The 25,804-nt window shown below is 70.2% G+C and carries 26 protein-coding genes; 14 read left to right on the forward strand and 12 right to left on the reverse strand.

What is annotated here, in order from left to right; translation table 11 throughout:
- Nucleotides 1–9: 9 nt before the first annotated feature.
- The 10 genes from pyk to rplU all read right to left on the reverse strand — a co-directional run bounded on the left by pyk (nucleotide 10) and on the right by rplU (nucleotide 7,046).
- A complete protein-coding gene (pyk, locus tag IPI43_10470; GenBank protein ID MBK7774549.1) occupies nucleotides 10–1,419 on the reverse strand; it encodes a pyruvate kinase in 1,410 nt (469 codons plus the stop codon).
- Between the two features lie 57 nt (nucleotides 1,420–1,476).
- Nucleotides 1,477–2,409 (reverse strand): hypothetical protein, encoded by a 933-nt coding sequence (locus IPI43_10475; GenBank protein MBK7774550.1) that lies wholly within the window; start codon nucleotides 2,407–2,409, stop codon nucleotides 1,477–1,479.
- A gap of 128 nt (nucleotides 2,410–2,537) precedes the next feature.
- The gene (locus IPI43_10480) at nucleotides 2,538–3,041 is read right to left on the reverse strand and encodes a hypothetical protein (GenBank protein ID MBK7774551.1); all 504 of its coding nucleotides are present in this window, start codon (nucleotides 3,039–3,041) and stop codon (nucleotides 2,538–2,540) included.
- Complete coding sequence (locus tag IPI43_10485) at nucleotides 3,038–3,259, reverse strand: hypothetical protein (protein MBK7774552.1); 222 nt, start codon at nucleotides 3,257–3,259, stop codon at nucleotides 3,038–3,040. Before IPI43_10485 ends, IPI43_10480 begins: the two co-directional genes overlap by 4 nt.
- 155 nt (nucleotides 3,260–3,414) lie before the next feature.
- Nucleotides 3,415–3,756 (reverse strand): ribosome assembly RNA-binding protein YhbY, encoded by a 342-nt coding sequence (gene yhbY / locus IPI43_10490; GenBank protein MBK7774553.1) that lies wholly within the window; start codon nucleotides 3,754–3,756, stop codon nucleotides 3,415–3,417.
- A gap of 46 nt (nucleotides 3,757–3,802) precedes the next feature.
- On the reverse strand, nucleotides 3,803–4,654 hold the full coding sequence (locus IPI43_10495) for a hypothetical protein (GenBank protein ID MBK7774554.1): 852 nt from the start codon (nucleotides 4,652–4,654) through the stop codon (nucleotides 3,803–3,805).
- Nucleotides 4,655–4,730: 76 nt separating this feature from the next.
- Nucleotides 4,731–5,531 (reverse strand): NRDE family protein, encoded by an 801-nt coding sequence (locus IPI43_10500; GenBank protein MBK7774555.1) that lies wholly within the window; start codon nucleotides 5,529–5,531, stop codon nucleotides 4,731–4,733.
- A 7-nt stretch (nucleotides 5,532–5,538) separates the two neighbouring features.
- Nucleotides 5,539–6,315: an SAM-dependent methyltransferase gene (locus IPI43_10505; protein ID MBK7774556.1), complete on the reverse strand. Its 777-nt coding sequence runs from the start codon at nucleotides 6,313–6,315 to the stop codon at nucleotides 5,539–5,541.
- A gap of 122 nt (nucleotides 6,316–6,437) precedes the next feature.
- Nucleotides 6,438–6,719 carry a 50S ribosomal protein L27 gene (rpmA, locus tag IPI43_10510; GenBank protein ID MBK7774557.1) on the reverse strand — a complete coding sequence of 94 codons (282 nt, stop codon included), beginning with the start codon at nucleotides 6,717–6,719 and terminating at the stop codon, nucleotides 6,438–6,440.
- Between the two features lie 18 nt (nucleotides 6,720–6,737).
- Nucleotides 6,738–7,046, reverse strand: a complete 309-nt coding sequence (gene rplU / locus IPI43_10515; protein ID MBK7774558.1) for a 50S ribosomal protein L21 — start codon at nucleotides 7,044–7,046, stop codon at nucleotides 6,738–6,740.
- A gap of 124 nt (nucleotides 7,047–7,170) precedes the next feature.
- On the opposite strand from rplU, the gene IPI43_10520 reads away from it, so the two are divergent.
- The 3 genes from IPI43_10520 to IPI43_10530 are packed head-to-tail and all read left to right on the forward strand — an operon-like array spanning nucleotide 7,171 to nucleotide 9,639.
- On the forward strand, nucleotides 7,171–7,635 hold the full coding sequence (locus IPI43_10520) for a cyclic nucleotide-binding domain-containing protein (protein MBK7774559.1): 465 nt from the start codon (nucleotides 7,171–7,173) through the stop codon (nucleotides 7,633–7,635).
- Nucleotides 7,636–7,694: 59 nt separating this feature from the next.
- Complete coding sequence (locus tag IPI43_10525) at nucleotides 7,695–8,504, forward strand: thioesterase family protein (GenBank protein ID MBK7774560.1); 810 nt, start codon at nucleotides 7,695–7,697, stop codon at nucleotides 8,502–8,504.
- Nucleotides 8,505–8,529: 25 nt separating this feature from the next.
- On the forward strand, nucleotides 8,530–9,639 hold the full coding sequence (locus IPI43_10530; GenBank protein MBK7774561.1) for a mechanosensitive ion channel family protein: 1,110 nt from the start codon (nucleotides 8,530–8,532) through the stop codon (nucleotides 9,637–9,639).
- A gap of 20 nt (nucleotides 9,640–9,659) precedes the next feature.
- Here IPI43_10530 and IPI43_10535 read toward each other — a convergent pair whose 3' ends face one another.
- Nucleotides 9,660–10,067 carry a ribonuclease E inhibitor RraB gene (locus tag IPI43_10535; GenBank protein MBK7774562.1) on the reverse strand — a complete coding sequence of 136 codons (408 nt, stop codon included), beginning with the start codon at nucleotides 10,065–10,067 and terminating at the stop codon, nucleotides 9,660–9,662.
- Between the two features lie 467 nt (nucleotides 10,068–10,534).
- Between IPI43_10535 and IPI43_10540 the strand changes: the two genes are divergently transcribed.
- The 11 genes from IPI43_10540 (at nucleotide 10,535) to IPI43_10590 (ending at nucleotide 24,721) form a co-directional block, all read left to right on the forward strand.
- Nucleotides 10,535–11,005 carry a hypothetical protein gene (locus IPI43_10540; protein MBK7774563.1) on the forward strand — a complete coding sequence of 157 codons (471 nt, stop codon included), beginning with the start codon at nucleotides 10,535–10,537 and terminating at the stop codon, nucleotides 11,003–11,005.
- A gap of 538 nt (nucleotides 11,006–11,543) precedes the next feature.
- Nucleotides 11,544–11,990, forward strand: a complete 447-nt coding sequence (locus IPI43_10545) for a hypothetical protein (GenBank protein MBK7774564.1) — start codon at nucleotides 11,544–11,546, stop codon at nucleotides 11,988–11,990.
- Between the two features lie 153 nt (nucleotides 11,991–12,143).
- Nucleotides 12,144–14,780 carry an AAA family ATPase gene (locus IPI43_10550; GenBank protein MBK7774565.1) on the forward strand — a complete coding sequence of 879 codons (2,637 nt, stop codon included), beginning with the start codon at nucleotides 12,144–12,146 and terminating at the stop codon, nucleotides 14,778–14,780.
- Nucleotides 14,781–14,792: 12 nt separating this feature from the next.
- Nucleotides 14,793–15,890, forward strand: coding sequence for a hypothetical protein (locus IPI43_10555; GenBank protein MBK7774566.1), 1,098 nt, complete (start codon nucleotides 14,793–14,795; stop codon nucleotides 15,888–15,890).
- 64 nt (nucleotides 15,891–15,954) lie between these two features.
- Entirely contained in the window at nucleotides 15,955–18,237 is a 2,283-nt protein-coding gene (locus IPI43_10560; GenBank protein MBK7774567.1) for a DUF3604 domain-containing protein, read from the forward strand.
- Complete coding sequence (locus tag IPI43_10565) at nucleotides 18,227–19,123, forward strand: peptidyl-prolyl cis-trans isomerase (GenBank protein ID MBK7774568.1); 897 nt, start codon at nucleotides 18,227–18,229, stop codon at nucleotides 19,121–19,123. The genes IPI43_10560 and IPI43_10565 overlap by 11 nt, the downstream gene beginning before the upstream one ends.
- The gene (locus tag IPI43_10570) at nucleotides 19,120–20,418 is read left to right on the forward strand and encodes a HupE/UreJ family protein (protein MBK7774569.1); all 1,299 of its coding nucleotides are present in this window, start codon (nucleotides 19,120–19,122) and stop codon (nucleotides 20,416–20,418) included. Before IPI43_10565 ends, IPI43_10570 begins: the two co-directional genes overlap by 4 nt.
- 124 nt (nucleotides 20,419–20,542) lie before the next feature.
- Nucleotides 20,543–21,631: a c-type cytochrome gene (locus IPI43_10575; protein MBK7774570.1), complete on the forward strand. Its 1,089-nt coding sequence runs from the start codon at nucleotides 20,543–20,545 to the stop codon at nucleotides 21,629–21,631.
- Between the two features lie 232 nt (nucleotides 21,632–21,863).
- Nucleotides 21,864–22,277: a peptidoglycan-binding protein gene (locus tag IPI43_10580; GenBank protein MBK7774571.1), complete on the forward strand. Its 414-nt coding sequence runs from the start codon at nucleotides 21,864–21,866 to the stop codon at nucleotides 22,275–22,277.
- Nucleotides 22,278–22,320: 43 nt separating this feature from the next.
- The gene (locus tag IPI43_10585; protein MBK7774572.1) at nucleotides 22,321–23,565 is read left to right on the forward strand and encodes a PrsW family intramembrane metalloprotease; all 1,245 of its coding nucleotides are present in this window, start codon (nucleotides 22,321–22,323) and stop codon (nucleotides 23,563–23,565) included.
- Between the two features lie 4 nt (nucleotides 23,566–23,569).
- On the forward strand, nucleotides 23,570–24,721 hold the full coding sequence (locus tag IPI43_10590; protein MBK7774573.1) for a hypothetical protein: 1,152 nt from the start codon (nucleotides 23,570–23,572) through the stop codon (nucleotides 24,719–24,721).
- Between the two features lie 428 nt (nucleotides 24,722–25,149).
- Here IPI43_10590 and IPI43_10595 read toward each other — a convergent pair whose 3' ends face one another.
- The gene (locus IPI43_10595) at nucleotides 25,150–25,749 is read right to left on the reverse strand and encodes a TetR/AcrR family transcriptional regulator (GenBank protein MBK7774574.1); all 600 of its coding nucleotides are present in this window, start codon (nucleotides 25,747–25,749) and stop codon (nucleotides 25,150–25,152) included.
- Nucleotides 25,750–25,804 lie beyond the last annotated feature (55 nt).

Here is a 25,804-nt window from a genome sequence, read left to right on the forward strand (position 1 = left end):
GACGGGCGGCTAGAGCGTGTGCAGCTTGAGCGTGTTGGTGCTGCCCGACAGGGGCCAGCCCGTGAGCAGCAGGAACGCTTCCCCGCGCGCACACAGCCCCTCGCGCACCAGCAGCGACGTGGCGATGCGGAGCGTCTCGTCCAGCGACTCGGGCCGCACCTCGAGGCGCGGGATGACCCCCCACTCGAGCGCCAGGCGCTGGGCCACCTGCTCCTTGTGGGTGACCGCCACGATGGGCGCCCGCGGGCGGTGCTCGGAGATGAGGCTCGCCGAGCGCCCGTCCTGCGTGAACGTCACGATGGCGCGGAGCGGCAAGTGCGTGCTCAGGACCGCAGCGGCACGCGCGGCCGCGGTGGGGAAGTTCCAGTCCTCGTGCGGCACCACCTTCAGCTGACGGTACTCGCGCGAGAGGTCCTCCACCACGTCCCGCTCCACCTCGCGGGCGATGGCGTCCATCATGCGCACGGACTCCACGGGATACTTGCCGGCCGCCGTCTCGCCGCTGAGCATGACCGCGTCGGTGCCGTCCATCACCGCGTTGGCCACGTCGGCCGCCTCGGCGCGCGTGGGGCGCGGGTTACGGATCATGGAATCCAGCATCTGCGTGGCGGTGATCACGATCTTCCCGCGCAGGTTCGTCTCGCGGATGATGCGCTTCTGCAGCAGCGGCACCTTCTCGGCCCCCAGCTCCACGCCCAGATCTCCGCGCGCCACCATCACGCCATCGGCCGCGTCCAGCACGGCGTCCAGGTTCTCGATGGCTTCGGGCTTCTCGATCTTGGCGATGACCGGCGTGCCGGCCGAGAGCGCTTGGGCCTCGTGCAGGTCACCTGCGGTGCGCACGAACGAGAGCGCCAGGTAGTCCACCCGCAGCGTGTCCACGGCAAAGCGCAGGTCCAGCTTGTCCTTCTCGGTGAGGGCGGGCGTGCTGAGCGCCACCCCCGGCATGTTCACGCCCTTGCGGTCGCTGAGCTCGCCGCCCACCTCCACCACGGTCTCCACGCTGTTGGCGGTGAGCCCCGTCACGCGCAACCGGAAGAGGCCGTCGTCCAGCAGGATGGCGTCGCCCACCTTCGCGTCGCGCGGCAGCGGCTCGTAGGTGATGTGCACCTCGCGCTCGGTACCGAGCACGTCGCGCGTGGTCAGGGTGAAGGGCGCCCCCTCCACCAGCATGGCGCTCCCGCCCTCGAACTTGCCGATGCGCATCTTCGGGCCGCACAGGTCGGCGAGGATGGCCAGCGGCCGCCGCGCCCGCGCAGAGGCCGCACGCACTTGCTTCACCATCTCGGCATGACCGGCGTGATCGCCGTGTGAGAAGTTGAGCCGCGCGCAGTCCATGCCGGCAGCCACCAGGGCATCGAGGACCTCGGGCGTGCTGCTCGCGGGGCCCAGCGTACAAACGATCTTGGTGCGTCTCACCCCTCGTTTGTACCGCGCCGAGCCACGAGCGGGTGCGACTTTCGGGCGAACGCGCGCTCAGTCCTCGTCGGAGTCGTCGGACTCCTCGTCGTCCTCTTCTTCGGCGTCGGGGATGCCATCCTCGTCCTGGTCCAGCTCCTCCGGGTCGCCGCCGCGCACCTTCATGCGGATCATCAGCGCAGGCACGATGACCGCCTGGGCGAAGTCGATCTCCACGCCCATCATGAACTGCAGGTTGCGCGGCTCGGTGATGTCCATGCGCACCTGCGCGTAGAGCTGCAGGCTGGTCTGCCACCAGTGGTGGAAGTTGAAGCTACGGTAGCCGCCCGCCAGGGTGCCCACGAAGATGGGGGCGCTGCCGCCGTGACGCTGCCCACGACGGATGGCGTACCCCACCTGCGCGGAGACATCGAGGGGGTAGCCGCGCGCGATGGGGAGGAGCGCGGAGATGCCGGCGGCCACCTCGAAGGTGTCCATGTCGGCGCCACGGATCTCCATGGAGGGGCCCACCGAGAAGTGCTCGTCACCGCGGTGCGTGAACATGATCTCGGCGCGCAGGTGGCTGTCCCAGACGAGCTCACGCGGGAGGTCGCCGAACGCTAGGCCGAAGCCGAGGCCAGTGCGCGCCGCGACCTGCATGACCCAGGGGTCTTCCACCTCGGGCAGGGTCTCGAAGTCCTCGTCTTCTTCCGTGCGCACCGGCTGGGTGCGCGGCGGCGGCGGGGGCGGGTCGTCGAAGAGCGGATTGTACTCTCGTGGGGCATCGGCATCCGCGTCGGCATCCGCTGGCGCCGCGGCATCCGGCGCCGTGGCCGGCGTGGGCTCGGCGTCCGTGCCAGCATCCGCGCTGTCGGGTGCCTGCGCCCGCCCACGCGAGCTGCCCACGCTGACCGCCCCCGCGAGCGCGAGCGCCAACGCGAAGACGCGCGCCGCGTGGGGAGAGGGACGCCAGGCAGGGCGCGAGTGGGGGCGCGGGAGGGGAGATGCCACGAGCTTCGTGTCCAAGACCGGAGAGGGGGCCGCGAGCAGCCCGAGAGCGAGCGCGAGGGTACCCGTTCCCTGCGACCGTTGCAGGAGAAAATCCGGGCGCCCAGCGCCGCGCACGTGCGGCTCCCACGTCATGTGGGCTCGGGCCCCATGCCCTCGGCCACGGTGTGCAGCCAGACACACGCTCGGGTGAGCTGCGCGCCACAGGTGGGGCACGGCAGCGACGCCTCGGCCAGCGCCGCCCGTACATGCTCGAGGGCCTCGGGGCACCCTTCGTACAGGGCCAGGTCGCGCGCATTGCCGGTCATGCCCCGCCACCCGCACGCGAAGCAGGTCTGCCCCTCGAGCACCACGCGGCGCAGCGCTCCGTCCACCTCCACCACGTGGCACAGGATGAACGGCTTGCCGGGCTCGCGCGCGTCGCCGAGCGCCACGCGAACCCCCGGGGTCTGCTGCGCCAGCGTCACGAACTGCGAAAAGAGCCGCCCCACCCCGAGCGGCCGCCCGGCGAGCTCCGGTGTCACCAGCAGCTCGTCCGCAAGGGCCGGGTTCAACAGGTAGAGCCGCTGACCATTGAGCACGGCCTGTGGACAGCGGACCTCGAGGGGTGACTGCGGGTGTTCGGAGTGGCTCACGCGGCGGGCGCCGCGAGCCGCACTTCCACCACGCGGTGTGGGTCCTTGCGGTCGCTGCGCACGGTGACCGAAGCGCTGGCGTCATCGTGCCGGAACGTGACGTCCAGCTGCTGTGAGCCCTCGGGCCAGTGCACCAGGCAAAGGCCATCGGCCGTGCGCTTGCGGCTGCGAACCCGGGCACGCCGATCGAACACACCCTCCAGTTCTACGACGTCCACGACGGCGCCATGCGGGTTACGAACCCGAAACATCACGGGGGTCAGTGCATCCCGCTGGCGCCGTAGCCACGACCACATGTCCTCAGGATTGTCACACGTCTGGTGAAAATTTCAACCCTTCCGTGCAGATGGCTGATGAACAGAATGGCGGGGCGTCAGCTGCGGCGGGGCAGCCGGATGACCGGCTCGGTGTCGTGAGCGCGGAACAGGATGACCATGCGGCCCACCTGCCCGACCTCGTGCGCCCCGCAGGCAGCGGCCAGCTTGGGGGTGACCTCGCGCCGGTCCTCGGGGGAGGACTCCTGCACCTTCACCTTGATGAGCTCGTGGTCGCGGAGCGCCCGCGTGATGGCCTCCACCACCCCATCGGTCACGCCCTCGCGGCCGAGCTGCACGATGGGCTGGATGTGGTGCGCCAGCCCTCGCAGATAGCTTCGCTGTTTGCCCGTCAAGTCCTCGTGGGGACGCCGGGCCGGGGCCGCCGTTGGCTCACTCATGCCGCTTCATAACACGCAAGGCGGGCCGGGGCTGCTAGCGCCACCGTCAACGCAGGATGAACGCCGGCACCACGTCGATCTCGATGCCCACGGACACGCGGTCACAGCCGCCGATGTCGTTGGGCTGCAGGTCGCCGAGCCCGCGCAGCACGGCGCGCACGGCGCCCAGCGTGGGCATGAGCACCTCGTCGTTGGCGATGATGTCCAGGATCATGGCGGAGTCCACGCCGGCACCCAACACGCCCGTCCCCGAGCCGTCTTCGCGGAGGTCCACCTGGATGCGGGACTCGAGCAGCGTCAGGAAGAACATCGCTTGCAGGATGTCCACGTTCACGTTGATGTCGAAGGGGTGGATGTCGATGCGCCCGTCCACGATGCGCACGTCGCGGACCTCGATGGGGGCGCTCATCTCCGAGATGTCGAAGCTCTGCCCTGGCTCGGGGCGGCCGTTGGTCCCCACGTCCACGGGCCCGGAGCCGACGTGGATGCGCACGGTCACGTCGTTGTCGTTCTCGAGGTTGTCCACGTTCAGCAGCTCGAGCAGGATGAGCAGCCGACCGTCGTTGATGGAGCTCTGGATGAGCGCGTCGGCGTTGCCACCCAGCTGCGAGACCACCAGACCACCCAGGATGCTGAACTGGTTGTCGATGCCCGGCGTTCCGTCCGGCGCCACGCCATCGACCTTGTTGCAGGTGTCCGGCGAGCCCACTTCGTCCACGCGGTCGTCCAGGTTCATGCCGCGCAGGGAGCCGTCGTCGTCGGTGCCCAGCACCATACGCATCTCCGAGATCAGCACGACGTGAGTGCCACCGCCCGACTCGGAGTCGCAAGAGCTGGAGACCAACAGCAGGGCCGCAGCGAGCAGGCGTGCGGTGACGGAGTGGGCAATGCGCGTCATGAGTCCTCGTGAAGCCACACCCTAGCACGATACCGCGACCAACTGGTCACGTGTCGCGTTCCATCGGGGGGCCACCTCAAGGTAACAGAAGCGCGCTCAGGGGGACGGGCCGAAACGCGGTGCGACAGGGTGGCCCGTCGGCATACCAGTACTCGGAGACCCCGGTGGGCGAGACGGCGAGGAGCGTGGCCGACACCGTGCCGTAGTGCGGCGTGTGGATGCAGGTGGCCTCGAGCGCCTGCACCAGCTCGGCGGTGAACACCGACCCTGCTGGCACGTGCAGCGTGGTGAGCTCGGGCTGCGTGTGACTGGCGAGCAGCGTGCGCAGGGGCTCCACCTGGTCTCGGAGGAGCATGCTCGCGTGGGTGGCCACGTGCTGCTCGGCGTCCGCTGCGATGCGCGCCGCCTTCGGAAAGTCGGGTGACTGCAGGCGATCGTTGCCGAGCACGTGCACGCCGGGGGCGAGCGGGTGCAGCTCCACCTCACGCTGCTCGGGGCGCGCGTAGGCCACGAAGAGGCGGTCGCCGTCGCCCAGCAGCAGGTTGAAGCCGTTGTACTCCCGCGCGTCGAGTCCCGCGACCACCTGCAGCGAAGCGTCGAGCCCGCCCGCCGCGAGCGCGTCGGTCACCACGGCGCCGCGCGTCTGCTTGCTGGGGTCGCGCCCGCCGAAGCTGCGCTGGTTGGTGAGCCCCACGAAGAGCCCAGAGGCATGCACACCGAGCCAGGTCCCACCCTGCGACACGTCCACGCCCGCGACCACCCTCGGCGCGAGCTGCTCCGGAGGGCGCGTGGGGCGCGCGTAGAACTCGTCGCGGTTGGCGGCGACCAGCGTCCCGGACGCCCCCGCCACACGGTGCAGCGCGATCAACGTGCACATGGGAGCCTCAGCTGCGCCGCGCGATGGCCAAGCGCTCGCCTCGAAAGATCTTGGTCTGCCAGGCGCTCACCCCGGCTGCGTCGGCCCAGTCCACGCTGTTGGTGTCGGTCAGCACCGAGAAGCCGTGGTCCGCCAGCAGCGCGTTCATGTCGCGGCGCTCGTAGTTGGCGTGCAGCCCCTCGCCGATGGCGTCGAACACCCGCCGGACCACGCGCGCGCCCACCGGCCCGCCGGGCACGCTGTTGGGCACCATGTAGGACACCAGCACCCGGCTGCCCGGCGGCGACAGCTTCTGGAGTTGGCGCAGCGTGGCCGTGACGGCCTGTGTGGACAGGTACATGGTGACGCCCTCCCAGATCCACGCGGTGACCCGGCCCGGTTCGAAGCCGGCTGCGGCGAGGCGCTCCCCCAGGTCGTCGTGCTGGAAGTCCACGGGCACGTACTGGAGCCCTTCGTGCTCCCCCATGCGCGCCCGCTTGTAGCGCTGGGTGGCGGGGTGATCCACCTCGAAGACGCGGCAACCGGAGAGCGCCGGCAACCTGCGGCTGCGGGCGTCGAGCCCGGCCCCCAGCACCACGACCTGCTCTGCGCCGTCCGCCAGTGCCCCGCCCACGCCGCGGTCGATGGCAGACGTGCGCAGGCTGACGTGGTCCACCATCCCCAGGGACACCGCCCGGTAGACCGAGCGCACGGGCTCCCCCAGCGCGCCGGTGGCCTCGTAGGCCTTCAGCATGGGACGGAATGGAAACGGGCAGAGGTCGGTCGCAAAGGGATCGACGCTCATGCCCGGTCTGCTGACCCCCCTGCCAAAGCTGACGAGGGCGGCCGTAAAGCTGGGACGGTGTTCGCGCATCGGCGGACTATGGCATCCTTCGGGGTGCCCGTCCTGCCGAGGCGATCACCGCCTCACTCTGCTGCGGCGGCCTGCTCGGTGAGCGGGTAGACGCTGACCTTCTTGCCCGCGGTGCGGCCACGACGCTCGTACTTCACGACGCCGTCGATGCGCGCCCAGAGCGTGAAGTCCTTGCCGACGCCGACGTTGTTGCCCGCGTGCACGGTGGTGCCGACCTGACGCACGAGGATGGACCCCGCGTTGACCGTCTCGCCGCCGAAGACCTTGACGCCACGGTACTGCGCCTTGGAGTCGCGACCGTTGCGAGAAGAACCCTGTCCCTTTTTATGAGCCATCTGACGATTCCTCTGGGCTCAGCCCACGACGCTCTGGATTTTCAGCTCGGTGAAGGGCTGACGGTGACCGTACTTACGGCGATAGTTCTTACGGCGGCGCATCTTGAAGACGATGATCTTCTTGGCGCGATCCTGCCCGATGATCTTGGCGACGACCTTGGCGCCCCCGACGGTCGGCGTGCCGACGCGCGGTGAGTCACCACCCAGCATGAGGATCTCGTCGAATTCGACCTGGCCACCGATGTCTCCGTCGAGCTTCTCGACGCGGACGGTGTCGCCTGCTTGGACGCGGTACTGTTTCCCGCCCGTTTTGATGACTGCGTACATCTTGAAAATCCAATCTGGGCCACCCGACGTGATCGGGCAGGGGCGGGATTATGAGGGTGCCGGGCCGGTCTGCAAGGGAAAAGAGGAGAATTCCGGCCAGCACCGCTATGCTCGGCGTACCGACATGTCCGCCGACATCCTTAATACCATCGACCTGTTCGCCGGCCTGGGGCCGCTGCACCTGGCTCACCTGCGCTCGATCGCCCAGGAGCGCAAGCTCGGGCGGGGCGAGATCCTGTTCGAAGAGGGCGCCAACGGCAGCGAGATCTTCGTGGTGGCCGAGGGCTCCGTGCGCATCTCCAAGATGGTGCCCGGCATCGGGGAAGAGGCGCTGGCCGTGCTGCGCCCTGGGGCCTACTTCGGCGAGATGGAGTTCATCGACCGCGACCTGGACCGGGCGGCCCGGGCGCTGGGGCACGAGGCCTCGGTGCTCTACGCCATCAGCTACTCGGACTTGGACATGCTGCTGGGGACCGACCGTGACCTGGCGCTGGCCATCCAGTCGAACATGTTGCGCACCCTGGCGCGGCGCCTGCGGGCCACCAACGACAAGGTCACCGCCATGTTCGCCATGGCTCAGTTCAGCTGAACTCGGCCAGCAAGCCCACGTGAGCGGCGCGCCGGCCCGGCATGGGTCAAGCTCGCCCCATGCGCTTCACCGACCTGCTGGCCACTGCCGAACGTGCACCCGCTGACTGGATCTTGGAAGTGCCCGAAGACTGGCGGCAGGGCCGTGCGGTGTTCGGGGGGTTGCAGACCGCGCTCTGCCTCATGGCCATGCGCGACGTCGTGGACGCTGCGGTGCCGCTACGAACGCTCCAGACCACGTTCCTCGCACCGCCCTCCACGGCACGCGTGCGCGCGACGGCGCGGGTGCTGCGGCGCGGGAAGAGCGCGACCCACGTGGAGGCACGCCTGCTCGACGGTGCCGACGGTGCGGGCAGCGGAGACGAAGCCACGCTCGCCATCGTGATCGGTGTGTTCGGCGCCGCGCGCGCCTCGGTGGTGGAGGTCACGCCGCTGATGCCCCAGGTGAGCGAGTCCAAGCGCACGCCGTTCCGCTTCGTCCCGGGGGTCACGCCCACCTTCACACAGCACTTCGACGCCACCTGGCTGAGCGGGGCCCTGCCATTCTCGGGCAGCCCCAACACCCCCGCCAGCGTGCAGCTGGGCATGCACGGCGAGCACGAGAGCAGCGAGGCGCTCATCGTGGCGCTAGCGGACTTCATCCCGCCGTTGGCGCTCTCCATGTTGCGCACACCGGCGCCGGGCAGCTCGCTCACGTGGATGCTGGAGTTGCTGACCGACACGCTCACGGGCTTCGCCATGCAGGGGTTGCGAGTGGACGCCGAGCTGCTGGCGGGGCGCGACGGCTACACCAGTCAGTCGTGCTTCATCTGGGGTCCCAGCGGCCAGCCCATCGCGCTCAGTCGGCAGGCCATGGTGGTCTTCGGGTAACCCGTGGTACCACTCGGTCAGCGGCATGGAAGAGCTGACGAGGTGGCTGAACAGTTCGATCGACGAGGGCACCCTGCAGCGCGTGGGGCTGTTCTTCGGGGCGGTGCTCACCACGGTGGTGCTGGCCAAGCTGGCCGAGTGGATCGTGTCGGTGAAGCTGAAGGCGCTGGCCAGCAAGTCGAGCACGCAGCTGGACGACCTGCTGGTGGATACCCTGGGCCGGCCCATCTACCTGGGCACCATGATCTTCGGCCTGCGCTACGCCGTAGAGCTCTTGGGCGTGCCAGACAGCGTCGAGTCCACCATCGGCAACGCGCTGATCGTGGCGCTCACCATGCTGGGGGCGTGGACGCTCAACCGGCTCATCAGTCAGATCCACGAGCGCATCATCATGCCGCGCGTGGCCGCCAGCGACTCGAAGCTGGACGACCAGATCGTGCCGGTGGTGGAGAAGACGCTGCGCATCGCGGTGTGGACCTTCGCGCTGCTGATCTGCTTCTCCAACCTGGGCGTGGACGTGGTGTCGCTGCTGACGGGCCTGGGCCTCGGGGGCCTGGCCGTGGCCATGGCGGCGCAGGACACGCTGGCCAACATCTTCGGGTCGGTCACCATCTTCGCGGACCAGCCCTTCCAGGTGGACGACCTGATCGAGGTAGACGGCTACAAGGGCGTGGTCACCGACGTGGGCCTGCGCACCTGCCGCATCCGCACCATCACGGGCGAGCGCGTGCGCATCCCCAACAAGGACATCGCCGCGAAGCCCGTGGTCAACCACACCATCGACGGCTCGTGGCGCTATCAGGGCGCCATCGGCATGACCTACGGGTCGAAGCCCGAGCAGGTGGAGCGCGCGCTCGCCGCGCTGCAGGAGATCATCGACGCCCACCCCAACTCCACGCACGCCGGCCGCGTGTACTTCCGGCAGTTCGGGGCCTCCTCGCTCGAGTTCTCGTTCGCCCTCTTCGTGACCAAGCCCAACGCGCACCGCTACCTGCAGACCATCAGTGAGGTGAACCTGAGCATCAAGCAGCGCTTCGACCGCGAAGGCTGGACGCTGGCGTTCCCCTCCATCTCGCTCTACGTCGAGAAGCCCATCGCCGTGGCCGCGCTCGAGGAGCTGCGCCGCCCCGCATGACACGAGGCGGCGGCGGGCACTCAGGCCTCGTCGTCGCCCTCTTCGCCCTCTTCCTCTTCGAGGTTGCCCACGGTGCCCCAGCCGTCGAGCTCACCCCCGAGCTCCGTGACGAGACCCTCGAAGACGCCCTGCAGGCGCGTGATCTCGGCCGCGGTCGGCACCATGTCCACGCTCACCACCACGGCCCAGAGCGGCTCGTGATCGTGGTCGGGCGCGTGCTCGTCCTCGCTGTGGTCGTGACCGCCGTCTTCGTCGCACTCGATCTCCGCCTGGTACCCGGCCTTGGTCAGCACCTCCGCCATCTCGTGGGCGGCAGGCTCGTCCGTGGCCAGCAGGAAGAAGTCGATGGTCATCTCGCTGGAAAGGTCGTGGCCGTCGGCGGCGAGGGCGTCTAGGACCTGTTGATCGTCGGAAAACGTGTCGTTCATGCGCGGAGCATGCGGCGGGGTTTGCGCGCGGGCAAATGTGGGCTGTCTCGGGGTGGTGGGGTGATCGATCCGCCGGGGCGGGGCAGGGGTCGCGGCGGGCACGGACGCGCTGGCGCGTCCTGTCGGGACTCCCTTGAAATCTGCACTTCGCGCTGCGCGCTGCGTTTGATTTCCGGGTCCCCCCACGCCCTTGCTGACCCCTGCCCCGCCCCGGCTGCTGCTGACGTCTCTGCCGCGGAAGGGTCCGTCTGCCCGCGGCAAGCCCCGCCTGGCTCCGGGTGGGCTCGACTGGGCTCGCCGGGGCGGGGGGTGCTCGACGGAGTCCAGCTGGGGCCACGCGCTCGGGGCTCGTGATGGAGGTCCGTCGGCCTGTACGAATCGGTTCAACAGAACGCACTTGGCTCGGCGATACGGCACACTGTGGCTCAGATCCCGGTGGCACGAACGTTGCTGAGTGGAGGAGCTCGATGGACCTCAAGAGACTGACGCATGGGTTGATCTACGCGGCGCTGATGGCGTGCACGATGGCGGGCTGCTCGTCGGAAGACGCCATGGGCATGGACGACGGCGGCAGTGCGCGCTGGATCCGGGGTCTGGACGGTACGCTGCAGCTCTCTACTTGCACCGCCCCCGACATCAGCCGCCCTCCGCCGTGCGGTGTGGTCGACGGTCAGCCGTTCTACGCCTTCTACGACGGGTGCAACTGGTGTCAGTGCGTCGGTGAGAGCGGCCCGGTCTGCACGTTGAGAGCCTGCGATCCGAACGAGCCGGCGGTCTTCTTCTTCGACTTCAACTTGCCCGGCACCCCGACGCAGGACGAGACGTGGGCCTGCGACGAAGGCGGACGCCTCTTCCGCTCGGCATGCCTCCCCGACAGCCCCACGATCCCGTGCTCGGACGTGACCTTCCCCCCTCAGCTCGATTGGCGAGACCCGTGAACACCCGCGAAAGCCTAGTGCTCTCCCTCTTGCTCCTCGTGTGTGCCACTGCGGGGGGCGCTTGTAGTCCGTCGAGCGACGGAGACCCGCTGCGTTCGGTTCCCGCGATGGAGTGCGCCCCCGCATGCTTCCCGCGTTCAACACCTGGACTTTCGGGTCCCTCGGTCTGCTACGACGGCTGCAACTACTGTCGGTGCACGGCCTCCGGTCCGCGCGATTGCACCGACGCTCTGTGCTTGGATGCCGGCAGCGGACCGACCCTGTTGCCCTGGGCGCAGTGCTCCACCCTGTGTACGGCGATTCCAGCAGGCAACTACTTCCCGGACCATGAAGGCCCATCCGCCTGCTATGACGGTTGCAACGCCTGTCTGTGCTCCACCGATGGCCTTGTGCACTGCACCCTGCGCGGGTGCCCACCCGACGAGGACGCGGGCGTGGACCAAGGCAACGACCAGGGCGCAGTCGACCAAGGCCCCTGACCCGCGAATTGCTCGGCGGATGCGCGCGAGCCTGTGGCAGCATGGGATCGGAGGCGCCGATGAAGTATCTGCTCTGGAGCTTGGTTCTCGGGTCGTTCGCGTTCGGGGCCGGCTGCGACGATTCGGATACGCGCATCATCGCGACGTTGTCGTGCGAACGGGAGTTCGATGAGGAGACGACTGTGAGGTACCAGGTGGTGGACTGGTCGGATGGGTCGGTGTTCGCCTCGTGTGAGTTCGCCGACGCGGAGACCACCGCCAGTTCTGCGTTCTTCTACGGGCCGACGCAGTTCGGCGCCCAGCGAGGGGGGTGCGTGCTGACCTATGATCAAGACGAACCCAGTGGGGGCACGTGGACCTTTCGAGCGATGCCGAACCCCGAGGCAACCTACGCCGATCCAAGCTCCCCGATGGACGGCTACCTCGAGGTGTTCGAGCCCGACGATTGCGTGACCATTCCCCACAACGACGGAGTTCGGATCGACTACGAGGTGCGAGACCCATAGCGCAGACGGCCTCCCAAGTGCTCAGCCACATCCATCGTCGAGCCCAGTCGCGTAGCCCCACGTGACCCCTGCCCCGCCCCGGCTGTCCACGATCACCTCGTCCCGAGCGACTGGACTTGACCGCGGACCCCGCGCCGACGGAACCTGCCCAGCATGTCCACCCTGACGCTTCGTCTCGAAGCTTACGACCCCGAGGCGCGCCAGCTGGTGGCCGCTGCTCAGACCCTGGCCGATGAGCGCCGCCACCCCGAGGTGGAGCCGCTGCATCTGCTCTACTTGCTGCTCGATCGGAGCCGGGTGGTGCAACAGGCCATCGAGCGCTTGAACGTGGACTCCACGGACCTCGTGGTGGAGGCCGAGCTGCTGCTTCGGCGGCGGCGCAGCGTGGAGGGGGCACCGTCGTACTTGTCCCCGCGCTTGCTGGACCTGCTAGGGCGCGCCGAGGGAGAGGCCGCGCGCGATGGTGGCGTGCCGGTGTCCGTGCTGCACCTGATGCTGGCCTGTGGGCAGGAGACGTCGGGCGCCGTGCGTGACGTGTTCGGTGCGGTGGGCGTGAGCGCGCCGGTGCTGCGCGCTGGGCTGACGTCCATGAAGACCGAGGCCGCCAGCGCGGGTCGTGCGGCGGCCGCTGGCGGGAAGCCGTCGCAGGGCTCCGCGAGCAAGAGCAGCGCGAGCAGCGGCGAAGACGTGGGCGACCCGCTCGAGGAGTTCGGCCGCGACCTCACGCGCCTCGCGGCACAGGGCAAGTTCGACCCCACGGTGGGCCGCGACGCCGAGATTCGCCGCATGCTGCAGGTGCTGGCGCGCCGCCGCGAGAACAACCCGCTGTTGGTGGGCGAAGCCGGCATCGGCAAGACGTCCATCGTGCAGGCCCTGGCCATGCGCATCGCCACGGGCGACGTGCCCACCATGCTCAAGGGCAAGCGCATCGTGGCCCTCGACATGGGCTCCATGGTGGCAGGCGCCAAGCTGCGCGGTCAGCTCGAGGAGCGCATGCGCCGCGTGCTCGACACGGTGCGCGACTCGGGCGGCGAGATCCTGCTGTTCATCCCGGACCTGGGCGCCATGATCGGCGGCCAAGATGCCGCGGCGGGTGGGCTGCTCGCCACGGCCCTCGCGCGCGGCGAGCTGCGCGCCATCGCCATCGCCACGCCAGCCACGCTGCGCAAGGCGCAGGACGAGAACGCCACGCTGCTGCAGCGCTTCGTGGGCATCCCCGTGGAGCCGCCCACCATCGAGGAGGCCATCGCCGTGCTGCGTGGCGTGGTGGGGCGCTTCGAAGCCGACCACGGCGTGCGCATCCTGGACCCCGCGCTGGTGGCCGCCGCGCAGTTCGCGCGCCGCTACGTGACCGGCGTGCAGCTTCCGAAGAGCGCCGTAGACCTGATCGACGAGGCCGCCGCCCGCGTGCGCGTGGAAATGGAGAGCGTGCCGAGCGCGGTGGACGCCATGACGCGGCGCCTCGAGGCCCTCGAGATCCAGAACGCCTCGCTGGCGAATGACGACGACAGCGAGAGCGTGCGCGCACGGACGGCCATCGCCGCCGAGATCGAGACGCTGCGCCCGAAGGCACAGGCCATGCGTGAGCAGTGGCAGACGGAGCTGGCCTCCGTGTCCGAGGTGCGGCGCGTGAAGCAAGAGCTGCAGGCCGCCGAGCGCGAGCTCGAGCAGGTGCGCGCCAGCGAAGATCATGGGCGCGCGGGGGAGCTGCGCTTCGGGACCATCCCGCTGCTGGAGAAGCAGCTGGCCGAAGCGTCCGCCAAGAACCAGGGCGCCGACGTGGTGCTGCACGACGTGGTGCACGCCGAGGACGTGGCCGACGTGGTGGCGGCCTGGACGGGCGTGCCCGTGGCCAAGATGCTCGAGGCCGAGACCGAGAAGCTGCTGCAGATGGAGGTGCGTCTCGGCGAGCGCGTGATCGGCCAGGACCACGCCGTGACCGCCATCGCGAAGGCCGTGCGGCGCGGGCGCATCGGCATGCGTGACCCGAAGAAGCCGATTGGTTCGTTCCTGTTCCTGGGGCCCACGGGCGTGGGCAAGACCGAGCTCGCGAAGGCGCTGGCCGAGTTCCTGTTCGACGACGAGGCCTCGCTCACGCGCCTCGACATGAGCGAGTTCATGGAGAAGCAGAACGTGGCCCGCCTCTTGGGCGCGCCGCTCGGCTACAAGGACTCCGACGCGGGCGGACAGCTCACCGAGGCCGTGCGTCAGCGGCCGTACAGCGTGGTGCTCTTCGACGAGATGGAGAAGGCGCACCCCGACGTGTTCAACGTGCTGCTGCAGGTGCTGGACGACGGCCGCCTGACCGACAGCCGCGGCCGCCTGGCGCACTTCTCCGACACGGTGGTCATCATGACCAGCAACATCGGCAGCCACCTGATCCTGGACCACGAGGGCGACAACGCCTCGCTCAACGAGAAGATCGAGGCCGAGCTGCACCGGCAGTTCAAGCCCGAGTTCTTGAACCGCATCGACGAGGTGATCATCTTCAACCCGCTGAGCGAGGAGAACCTGCTGGGCATCGCGAAGATCCAGCTGCGCGGCATCGGCAAGATGCTGGCCCACCGGCGCATCACGCTGGACGTGGCCGAGGACGCCCAGCGCTACGTGGTGGAGCTGGGCTACGACCGCGCGTTCGGGGCGCGCCCGCTGAAGCGCGTGATCTTGAAGCAGCTCCAGGACCCGCTGGCCGAGGCCATGCTGAAGGGGGGCTACGGGCCGGGCGACCAAGTGAAGGTGTCGCTGGTGGGCGAGGGCACGGGGCGCTCACTAGCCTTCGCCAAGGTGTGATACAACGCGCCCATGCGCACCCCCCTGCTCGTTGCTTGCCTGCTCTCGCTCCTGCTCGCCACCGGTCTCCCGGGCTGCGGGAGCGATGGTGACCCCGGTGTGCCCGTCAACACGGGCGTGCCCCTCGTGGACATCGAGGCGGAGCCCAAGGCTGGCTTCGAGTTCATGGAGACCACCTACACGGTCCCGGGGACGAACGAAGAGCGCACGCTGCGGCTGAACGTCTGGTACGCCACCGAGGACACGGAGGGCGAGCTGACGCGCTTCAACGCCATCTCGGTGGACAGGAACTCGTTCTTGAACGCCAGCGTGCGTGTGCCGCGTGGGCAGGCTCCGGTGATGATCTATACCCACGGCGACCAAGGCTGGGGTGGGAGCGCCTACACGTTGGCGCGTCAATTCGTGCAGAACGGCTGGATCGTGGTCGCGGTGGATCACACCGGAAACACGGTGCTCGACAACACCGACCCACGCCCGTTCGAGTTCGACGTGGTGCGCGCCTACGACGTGAACGCGACGCTGGACCTGGTGGCCGAACTGCCCGCCGAACACCCGCTCGCCGGACACCTGGACACGTCACGCGTCCTGGTCGTGGGGCACAGCTACGGCGGGCAGACCGCCTGGATGGTGGGCGGCGCCGAGCTCGACCTCACCGCCATCGAGGCACGCTGCGCGCCCACCTGCGTGCAGGCCGAGCTGGACGCCTACGCCATGTACGAGGCGGACCCCCGCGTGGTCGCAGTGGTCGCGATGGACGGTGAGATCCGCGACGACAGCGTGGCCGACACGGGCTTCACCTCCATGCAGGCCGCCGTCATGGCGCTGACGCCGGCGGACATGGCCCGCCACCAGGACCTGTTCGACCGCTCGGCGGGCGCGGACGTGACCTGGGTGCAGCTCGACGGGGCCTGCCACGAGTCCTTCACGTCCACGAACTTCGGCTCGTGCCCCACGCTCGCGCTGCCCCTCGGCCGGCGGATCACCGCCAACTACGCCATCGCCTTCGGCATTCGGCATGTGCTCCAGTCGGACGATGCGGAGGTGCTGGCCTTGCTGGATGGCACCACCGAGGTGGATCCCATCGTCACGGTGTCCCACCACGCACCCTGACAAATTGTTTGTTATTTTCGCCTGAGCCATTGAGCCGGGCCGAAAATGCGGGCATCTTCGCGAGATGACCCGCCCCAAGTGGAAGCGCCGCCTGGCCTGGTTCGCCGGCGGCCTGGCAGTGACCGCCCTCGTCCTTTTCGGCATCTTCGGCGGCGGGAAGGCCCCGACGGCAGGCCACGTGGTGGGGCCGCGGCTGCCCGCCGAGGTGGTGGCCGCGCGCGACCGGAGCGTGGCGGAGGCGCTGCCCGAGGGCGCGGATGCGGGGTCCACGCGCATCTTGTTCGGCGACCTGCACGTGCACACCACGTTCTCGGCCGACGCGTTCATGCGCTCGCTGCCGCTGATGGGCGGAGAGGGCGCGCACCCGCCGGCCGACGCGTGCGACTACGCCCGGCACTGCTCGCAGCTGGACTTCTACGCGCTGACCGACCACGCCGAGATGCTGACGCCGCGCCTGTGGCGAGAGTCCAAGCGGTCCGTGCGCGAGTGCAACGCGCTGGCTAGCGCGGGCGGCACGGAGCCCGACGTGATCGCCTTCACGGGCTTCGAGTGGACGCAGGTGGGCATGACCCCGGCGGAGCACTACGGGCACAAGAACGTGATCTTCCGGGGCACCTCCGACGACGTGCTGCCCGCGCGAGCGATCGCCTCGAGCGGCCTCTTGCAGCGTGCGTTCTCGGCGCCGGGCAGCATCGCCACCCTGCTGAGCATCCCCATCCGCGAGTTCGGCGACCGTCAGGCCTACCTCGACATCGGCGAGTTCTTCCGCGAGAACATGGCGCTCGAGAACTGCCCCAGCGGTCCGTCGCCCGGGCTGCCGGCCGAGTGCCGCGAGTACGCCGAGACCCCCGCCATCCTGTTCCGCAAGCTGGATGAGTGGGGCTTCGAGTCCATGGTCATCCCGCACGGCACCACCTGGGGCTTCTACACGCCGCCGGGCTACACGTGGGACAAGCAGCTGGACCCGGCCATGGACAGCCCGCGCCAGAGCCTGGTGGAGGTGTACAGCGGGCACGGCAACTCGGAGGAGTACCGCGACCAGGCCGACGTGCTGCGCAACGCCGACGGCACCTACCGCTGCCCGCCCACGGTGCCGGGCTTCGAGCCCTGCTGTCAGCGCGCGGGCACGCTCATCCACGCGCGCTGCACAGCGGAGGGGGGCAGCGAAGCGGAGTGCGAGCGGCGCGCCGAGACCGCGCGCAGCCACTACGCCAACGCGGGCGTGGCGGGGCACCACACCGTGCCGGGCGCCTCGGTGGAGGACTGGGGCAACTGCGGGCAGTGCACCGACTGCTTCGAGCCGGCCTTCAACTCGCGCTACGGCGGGTCCGTGCAGTACGCCCTGACGCGTGGCCACTTCGAAGAGGGCGCACCGCCGCGCCATGCGACGTGGGGCTTCATCGCGTCGAGCGACAACCACTCGGCGCGCCCGGGCACGGGCTACAAGCCGTACGACCGGCGGCAGATGACCGAGGCCAGCGGCTTCGTGGACGAGGCCTCGCGCGACATGATCTTCGGCGCGCGGCCCGATCCTGCCGCGCAGTCCCGCCCGGTAGACGACTCGCTGCTGGACGAGATCCCCGCGTTCGCCGTGGTAGACCTCGAGCGCCAGGCGTCGTTCTTCCTGACGGGCGGCCTGGTGGCCGTGCACGCCACGTCACGCTCACGCGACGCCATCTGGGAGGCGCTGCAAGCGCGGCGGGTGTACGGCACCAGCGGCGACCGCATCTTGCTGTGGTTCGACATCGAGGACGGCGCCGCCACGTTGCCCATGGGCTCCGAGGTCCGTCGTGGGGTTGCCCCCACGTTCCACGTGCGCGCGGCGGGCAGCTTCGAGCAGCTCCCGGGCTGCCCTCCGGACCGCATCGACGCCCTCGGCAGCGAGCGCTTCGAGCGCGTGTGCCGTGGCGAGTGTTACCACCCGGGCGACGCGCGGCGGCGCATCGAGCGCATCGAGGTGGTGCGCATCCGCCCGCAGACGCGCGATGACGAGCCCGTCGCGGGGCTCATCGACGACCCGTTCCTGGTGCTGCCGTGCCCGACCGACAGCGACGTGTGCGTGCAGTCGTTCACGGATCCCGAGTACCCGAGCTTCGAGCGCGACGTGGTGTACTACGTGCGTGCCATCCAGGCCGCGACCACCGAGGTGAACGCCAGCGGCCTGCGCTGCGAGGGCGACGTGTGCCGCCCGTGCCACGGGGACTACCGGACGGACGCAGAGGACGACTGCACGGGGCCTTCGAACGAGCGCGCCTGGGCGTCGCCCATCTACGTGCGCTGGGAGGCGCCGCCGCCCGCTCCGGCCGCCGAGGTGCTGGACGCTGGAGTGCCTGCCGTTGCCCGCTGAGCCGAGCGCGCCGCAGGAGCCGACGTTGGGCGCCGCTACGGTCGCCCCCGCCGAGACGCCGCGCGCCTCGCGGCCGTGGGCCACGGCGGCGTTCGCGCTGGGCATGCTGGCGTCGGGCGCCCTGGCCGCCCTCGAGACCACGCGCGTGGCCAGCGCGCACCAGCCGCTGCCCGACGACGTGGCGGCGCGCGTGGGCGACATGACCATCTCGACCGCCGAGCTGGACCAGGCCACCGAAGCGCTGGCGCGCGACCGCCGCGAGGGGCTGCGCGACGGCGACCGCGCGCACGTGCTGGACCGCTTGGTGGACGAGGCGCTGCTGGTGCAGCTGGCGCTCGCGCAGGGGCTCGCGCTGCGCGACCCACGCACGCGCGCGGACCTGACCGCGGCCGCGCTCGAGCTGCTGGTGACCGAGGCCGCGTTGGTGGAGCCGAGCGACGAAGAGCTGGCCGCGTTCTACGAAGGGCGCCGCGGTGAGCTGCGGGGCGCGCCGCGCGTGCAGGTGACCCACCGCTTTGCGCGCGGCGAAGAGGCCATGGCGCGCGTGATGGCCGAGGACACGGCGGGGATCGACGCAGCGCCGCTGCCGCTGCCGAGCGGTTGGCTGAGCGACCGCGACCTGCGCGAGGTGTTTGGTGGCAGCTTCACCACGCAGGTGCTCGCGGGCGCGGAGGGCGAGTGGCTGGCCCCGGTGGAACGCGACGGCGGTGTGCACCGTGTGCGCGTGCTGCGCCGCGAAGCCCCCGAGGCCCCACCGCTGGCCGAGGTGCGCGACGAGGTGCTGGCGCTCTACCGCCGCGAGCGCGCCGATGAAGCGGTGAGGGACTACCTGCGGAGCGCGCGCGAGGACACGCCCATCACGCTGCGCGGCGCAGCGGTCGAATGACGCGGGCACAGCGGCAACCGCACGTGGCGCGGGACGTGCGGGACGCGTGCGTGGTTCGGGTGGCCGGGGGGGCGCTGCTGTTCGCGACGGCGCTGCTCCTCGCCACTTCGCACGCGCTCGCGCACGACCGCAGCGTGTCGCAGTCGAGCGTGAGCGTGCGTGGCACCACCGTGAGCGCACAGGTGCGGCTGCGGACGGTGGACCTGAGCGCGCTGACTGCCGAGGTGGCCGCGTGGGCACACGACCGCGCGGAGGGGCGTGACGCTGCCGCCGCGGACGCGCTGCCCGAGGCACTGGTGGAGGCGCTGCACACGCACTTCCGCGTCCTGGACCGAGGCGATGTCGCCTGCGTGCCGCGTGCGCCGCTGCGCCTGACCAGCCAGCCTGCCGAGCTGCGCCTTCGCCTCACCTTCGACTGCGGAGCCGAGCCTGCACGCTACGTGGTGACGCCGTGGCCCGTCCCGGGGCACCACCACCTGGCGCACGTGGAGGGCAGCGGACGCGAGGGCACGCTGATCGTGGGCGAGACGCGCGAGCTCTCCCTGACCATGGCGGAAAACCCCGAGGCGGAGAGCCCCGGTGTGGGCCCGGCCATGCTGGCCTATCTGCGCTATGGCGCCGAGCACGCGGCGACGGGCTGGGACCACGTGCTCTTCGTGCTGTTGCTGCTGGCGTTCGCGCCGCGCCTGCGAGACGCGGCCGTGCTGGTCACGGGCTTCACCATGGGGCACGCGGTCACGCTGGTGCTGGCCGCGCTGGCCGTGCTCGAGAGCCGCGCCGTGGCGGTGGAGTCGCTGATCGCGGCGTCGGTGGTGCTGGTGGCCGCCGAGAACGTGGCGCGCGGCGAGGCTCGCCCGCGGGTCCGGGTGTTGGCGCCGCTGCTGGTGGCGCTGGGCGGACTCGGGCTCGGCCTGCTGAGTGGCGAGCGCGCGCTGGTGTACTTCGCGGTGTTCGCGATGTGCGTGGCAGCGCTGGGGACCCCCACGAACGCGCCGGGCAGCGACCACCAAGCTCGCGTGCGCCTCGCGCTCGCCGTGGCGTTCGGACTGGTGCACGGGCTTGGCTTTGCGTCCGGCTTCGACGCGGAGGGCCCCTCGCGCGTGCCGCGCCTGGTGGCGTTCAACCTGGGCGTGGAGCTGGCGCAGCTGGGCTGGGTGGCGCTCTGCTGGCCGCTCCTGCGCTGGCTGGGCAGCCCCGACGCCGCCCGACGCGTGCGCGCTGTGCAGGCGTTTTCGGTCTTGGCCGGAGCCGCAGCCACGTATGCCTGTGTGAGCCGGGTGTTCGACGGGGGCTGACGACGTGCGCGAAGGCGCTGCGTCGCGTGGTGCGCCCCCCGCCTTTTCGTTACGCTCCACCTCGCACGACGACCTCCCCGTCGTGACTCCCCCCATTGCCATGAGGACACCCATGCGAGGTTCGATGCGCACCCTGACCCTTCTGACGCTGCTCTCGGCGGGCCTCTGCGCCTGCGGTGGCGACGAGCCCGCGGCGACACCCGCCCCCACGCCGCCCGCGGAGCCGGCCCCCGAGCCGACGGCCAGAACGCTCACCAACCACGCCCCGCTGGCTGCGCTGCCGCCGGCGCCCGAGGTACCCGTGCCCAAGCTCGAGCTGGGCCGGCGCCTCTACAACGAGACCGCGCTCTCGGGCGACAACACCATCTCCTGCGCCACGTGCCACAGCCTGGACCACGGCGGCGCCGAGCCGCGCCGGACGTCCACCGGCATCAACGGCCAGATCGGCCCCATCAACTCGCCCACCGTGCTGAACGCGGGCCTGCACATCCGTCAGTTCTGGGACGGCCGCGCCGCCGACCTGACCGAGCAGGCCGCCGGCCCGGTGACCAACCCCATCGAGATGGGCGGCGACTGGGAGACCGTGGTGGCGCGCATCAGCGCCGACGCCAGCTACGTGGACGCGTTCCGCGCCGCCGGCTACGAGGGCATCTCGCAGGCCACCATCACGGACGCCATCGGCGCGTTCGAGAGCACGCTCATCACCCCCGGTCCCTTCGACCGCTTCCTGGGCGGCGACCTCACGGCCATGAACGAGCAGCAGCAGCGCGGCTACATGACCTTCCGCACCTCGGGCTGCATCTCGTGCCACACGGGCCCCGCGCTCGGCGGCCAGATGTTCCAGAAGATGGGCCTGGTGCGCGACTACTTCGCGCTGCGCGGCGGTGAGCTCACGGAGGCCGATCAGGGCCGCTTCAACTTCACCCGGGTGGAGAGCGACCGGCACTTCTTCAAGGTGCCCACGCTGCGCAACGTCACCCAGACCGGGCCGTACTTCCACGACGGCTCGCAGGCCGACTTGGCCAGCGCCGTGCGCATCATGGGCCAGGTGCAGCTCAACCTGGAGCTGACCGACGCGCAGGTGGCCGACATCGTGGCGTTCCTCGGCGCGCTGGACGGCGAGCTGCCCGCTCACGCCCGCATGCCCGCGGTGGCTCCGGCCGGGGCTGTGCCCGCCCCGGCGGCCCCCGCCGCTCCCGCGCCCGCCGAGTGATCTGCGCCGCCGAGGCGTAGGCTCGAGCCCACACAGCGCCGGTTCGCACCCACGGGTGATCTCCCACCGAGATCGCCGTGCGGAGGCGACCCGGCGTTTTCGTCGCGGAAACGTCGCGCGCTGCGATCGCCCACCTTGGTCTGCTTCGTGCTTAGATGGCGGTCGCGTCACGCGGCGCGCACGGTGCCCGCGAGGCGAACATTGCGAACGAAGGGTGAAGACTATGAGCAAGATGCTGAAGAATGGTTCCAAGGGGGAAGCGGTCACGGCGCTGCAGAAGCAGCTGGTCACGCTGGGCTACGCCATCAAGGTGGACGGTGACTTCGGTGCCGGCACCGAGAAGGCCGTCCTGAGCCTGCAGGGTTCGTTCGGCTACGACACCGACGGCATCGTGGGCCCCGGCACGCAGGGCCTGATCGACGCCCAGATTGGCTACGGCTGGAACGCCACCGCCCCCGACGCCTACGAGAAGGCCCAGAAGGCCCAGGGCAAGACGGTGGCCGCGCCGGTCGACAAGACCGCCGCTGCTGCGAAGGACGGTGCCCCCGCGAAGGCCGCCCCGGCCGCCGACAAGACCGCCGCCGCCAAGACCCCCGACAAGGGCGCAGCCCCTGCCGCTGCGAAGGCCGCCCCCGCCAAGAAGTGATCCCGGCCGCGACCTGCCAGCCCCCCGCGGCAGGCCGCACGCCATGCACGCACCGAGCCCCTCCCCTGGGGCTCGTCGCGTTTCACCACCCGGAGCCCCCCCGGGCACCGCGCTAGACGCCCGCGCCAACAGGTCATACCCTCGCCGCGTGTCTCTCCCTGATCCCGAACGCACGCGTCGGCACATCGGCCTCGGCCTCTACATCATCGGGATGCTGCTGGGCTTCCTGCAGCTGATCATCTGGTTCGTGGGGCTCCCCGTGCTGGCCGGTCAGGGCGCCATCCTGGCCTACATGTGCATGGGCGCGGTGCTCGCCTTCCCGGCCGGCGTCATGTACCTGACCTTCCCGCGCCTGCTGGACCGCTACGACCCCGAGCCGTGGTACGCGCTCTTGGGCTGCCTCTTCTGGGGCGGCATCGCGGCCTGCGGCTTTTCCGTCACCATCAACAGCCTGGTGGGTGAGGGCGTGGCCAACGTCTACGGCGCGGAAGCAGGCGAGATCGTGGGCGCCGTCATCTGCGCACCCATCGTGGAGGAGTTCTGGAAGGGCCTCGCCGTGTTCGGCATGTTCTACTTCCTCAAGCGCGAGTTCGACGGCATCGTGGACGGCATCATCTACGCCAGCTTCGTGGCCCTGGGCTTCGCCGCCGTGGAGAACGTCCTCTACTACGGGCGGGCTGCGGCCGACGGTGGCCTGGCCGGGATGGGCGCCAACTTCGTGCTGCGCGGCATCCTCTTTCCGTGGGGCCACCCGGTCTACACCTCCATGACGGGCATCGGCTTCGGCCTGGCGCGCGAGGGGCGGCACAAGGCCATCCGCGTGCTCGGGCCGCTCGTGGGCTACGGCCTCGCGGTCATGCTGCACGCCATGTGGAACGGCGGCGCCACGTTCGCGGGCATGAGCGAAGAGGGCGGCGCCATCTTCTGCTTCAGCATCTTGATCTGGTTCGCGTTCGTCACCGCGTTCATCGGCATGATCATCGCCCTGGTGCGCCGCCGCGGGCGCATCCTGCGGGCGCACCTGCTGGACGAGGTGGCCCTCGGCAACATCACCACGACCGAGCTCGACATCGTGACCAGCGCCTTCGGCCTGCTGAACTTCCGCATGAAGTACGGCAGCCAGGGGGCCGAGTTCATCCGCGCCATCGCGCGTCTCTCGCTGTCCAAGTGGCACACCACGCGGGCCCAGTCGCAGAACACGCACACCGTGAGCATGGACTTCATCCTGCCGCTGCGCGTGAAGATCGCGAAGGGCCGGCAGGCGCTCGCCCAGCGCGGATACCGCTGACGCCATGACCGTCTTGGTGACCTGCGCGCCCGGCCTCGAGAAGCTGCTGGCAGCGGAGGTGGGCGCCCTCCTCGGCCGCCTGCCTCTCGCAAGCTGCCCCGTGTCCGTGGCGCCGGACGGAGTGCGCGTCACGGCGGCTCCGGCGGACCAGCTGAGCGTGATCGGCGCGCTGAACCTGGGCCTTGGGCTCAGCACCGGCGTGCGCGTGGAGCTGGGCAGCTTCTCGGCGTCGCAGTTCCCGCAGCTGGTGCGCAAGCTGAAGCAGCTTTCATTTCAGCCCTGGATCCCGCGCGGCGTCGCGGTGGACGTGCGCGTGCGCAGCCTGCGCAGCCGCCTCTACCACACCAAGGCCATCGCCGACCGCACGCGCCGCGCCATCGCCGACGCGTTCGGGATTGCCAACGTGGACGCCCTCGAGCCCGACAGCACCGAGCCGCACGCGCGCGTGCACGTGGACGGCAACGAGAACCTGTTCAGCGTGAGCGTGGACACCAGCGGCGAACCCCTCTACCGGCGAGGCTACCGCTTGGCCACGGGCAAGGCGCCGCTGCGGGCCGACCTCGCGCGCGCGCTGGTGGTGGCCTCCGGCTGGGCGGGGGACACGCCTCTCGGCGACCCGTTCTGCGGCGCGGGCACCGTCATGATCGAGGCGGCGCTGCTGGCCTCCGGGCGCTTGCCGGGCGCGGGCCGAGCCTTCGCGTTCGAGGCCGCGCCATGCCACGACGCGGCACGCTTCGCCGCCGTGCGTGCGCGCCTGGACGTGCCCGCGCGCGCCTCACTGCCACGCTTGCTCGGGTCGGATCGAGACGCCGGCGTGATCGAGTCGGCCCGGGACAACGCCGAGCGCGCCGGCGTGGCGAAGCTCATCACCTTCGAGGTGGCCGCGCTGAGCGACGCGCCCATCTTCGTGGATGGCACCCTCGGCGCACGCACCGTGGTCACGAACCCGCCGTATGGGCTGCGCGTGGGGGACACCCGCACGCTGCAGAACCTCTATCAGCGCGTGGGGACCTTGGTGCGTGGGCTGCCGCCGGGATCGCACGCTGCGTTGCTCACACCACCGCCGCGCGTGCGGGATCTCGGGCTGACCCTCGAGCGCGCGTTCGAGAGCAACCACGGCGGGCAGCACGTCATCGCTAGCGTGACGGCGGGCTGACGTCTCATGATCCGCGCCTGCTGCGCGGGGGCCGATTGGCCTTGCTGCAAGGCACAATGTGCACCCCCGGCTGGAAGCCGGGGGCAGCAAACCTGGCCTCGACTCACTTAAAGTCCCCCGCCCGGCGGCGGCGGACTACGTGGTCGACAACAGGCGGTGTTCTACCAAGGGTGGCCGGACGCAGTGTCGGAGTACCTTGGGTAGGGCAAACCCTGCTGGCAGCCACGTAGTCCGCCCAAGGGCGGACTTTCGGCAGGTCCAGACCTGGTCTGCTGCCCCCGGCTTCCAGCCGGGGGTGCCCAAAGAACCTTGCTGCAAGGCGAAGAGAGCCCCAAGCAAGATGTGTTGAACCACCAGGCTTCAGCCGTGGGTGCCCAAAGCAGCTTGCAGCAAGTCGAATCGGCCCTCTGGCGAGATGGGTGAGCTCATCAGTCCGCGCCCACCAGCAGGTCCGCCGTGGCCGCCGTCATCCCGGCCAGGTCTGCGCCGTCGGCGTAGACCCCGTCGATGACCAAGCGGCAGAGCCCGTGCACGCACGCCCACCGAGCCTGTGCGCGCCGCAGGCCGGCCTTCCCGCGGCCCACGGCAGGGTCCATGGCGCTCACGTAGTCCACGTAGCGGCGAAACGTCTCGAACGCGAGCGCGCGCAGGCTCTCGGTGGGCTCGCCCGCCTTCCAGATGCTGCGCCCGAACATGAGGTCGTAGACCTCGGGGTGCGCCGCGGCGTAGCCCACGTAGGCCCGCACGAAGCGCAGCGTCTGGTCGCGCGCGCTGCCCGACACGTCGCGCGCCCCGTCCTGCAGCACCTGGTCGAGGGTGGTGAAGCCCTCCTCGGCCAACGCGCAGAGCAGCGCGTTCTTGTTGTCGAAGTGGTGGTAGAGCGCCGACGCGCTGACCCCCACGCGCAGCCCCAGCTGGCGCAGGGAGAGCCCGTCCAGGCCCACCTCGCGCACCATGGCCTGGGCCTCGCGCAGCAGCGTGGGGCGCAGGTCGCCGTGGTGGTAGCGCTGGGGGGCCTTGGGGGGCATCGCGGTGGATCTTGACAGTGTTCAGACGGGGTGTCATCTAAACGGCGTACAGATT

This window comes from Sandaracinaceae bacterium (assembly GCA_016706685.1).
In the GTDB taxonomy this organism is placed as follows: Bacteria; Myxococcota_A; Polyangia; order Polyangiales; family Houyiibacteriaceae; genus JADJJE01.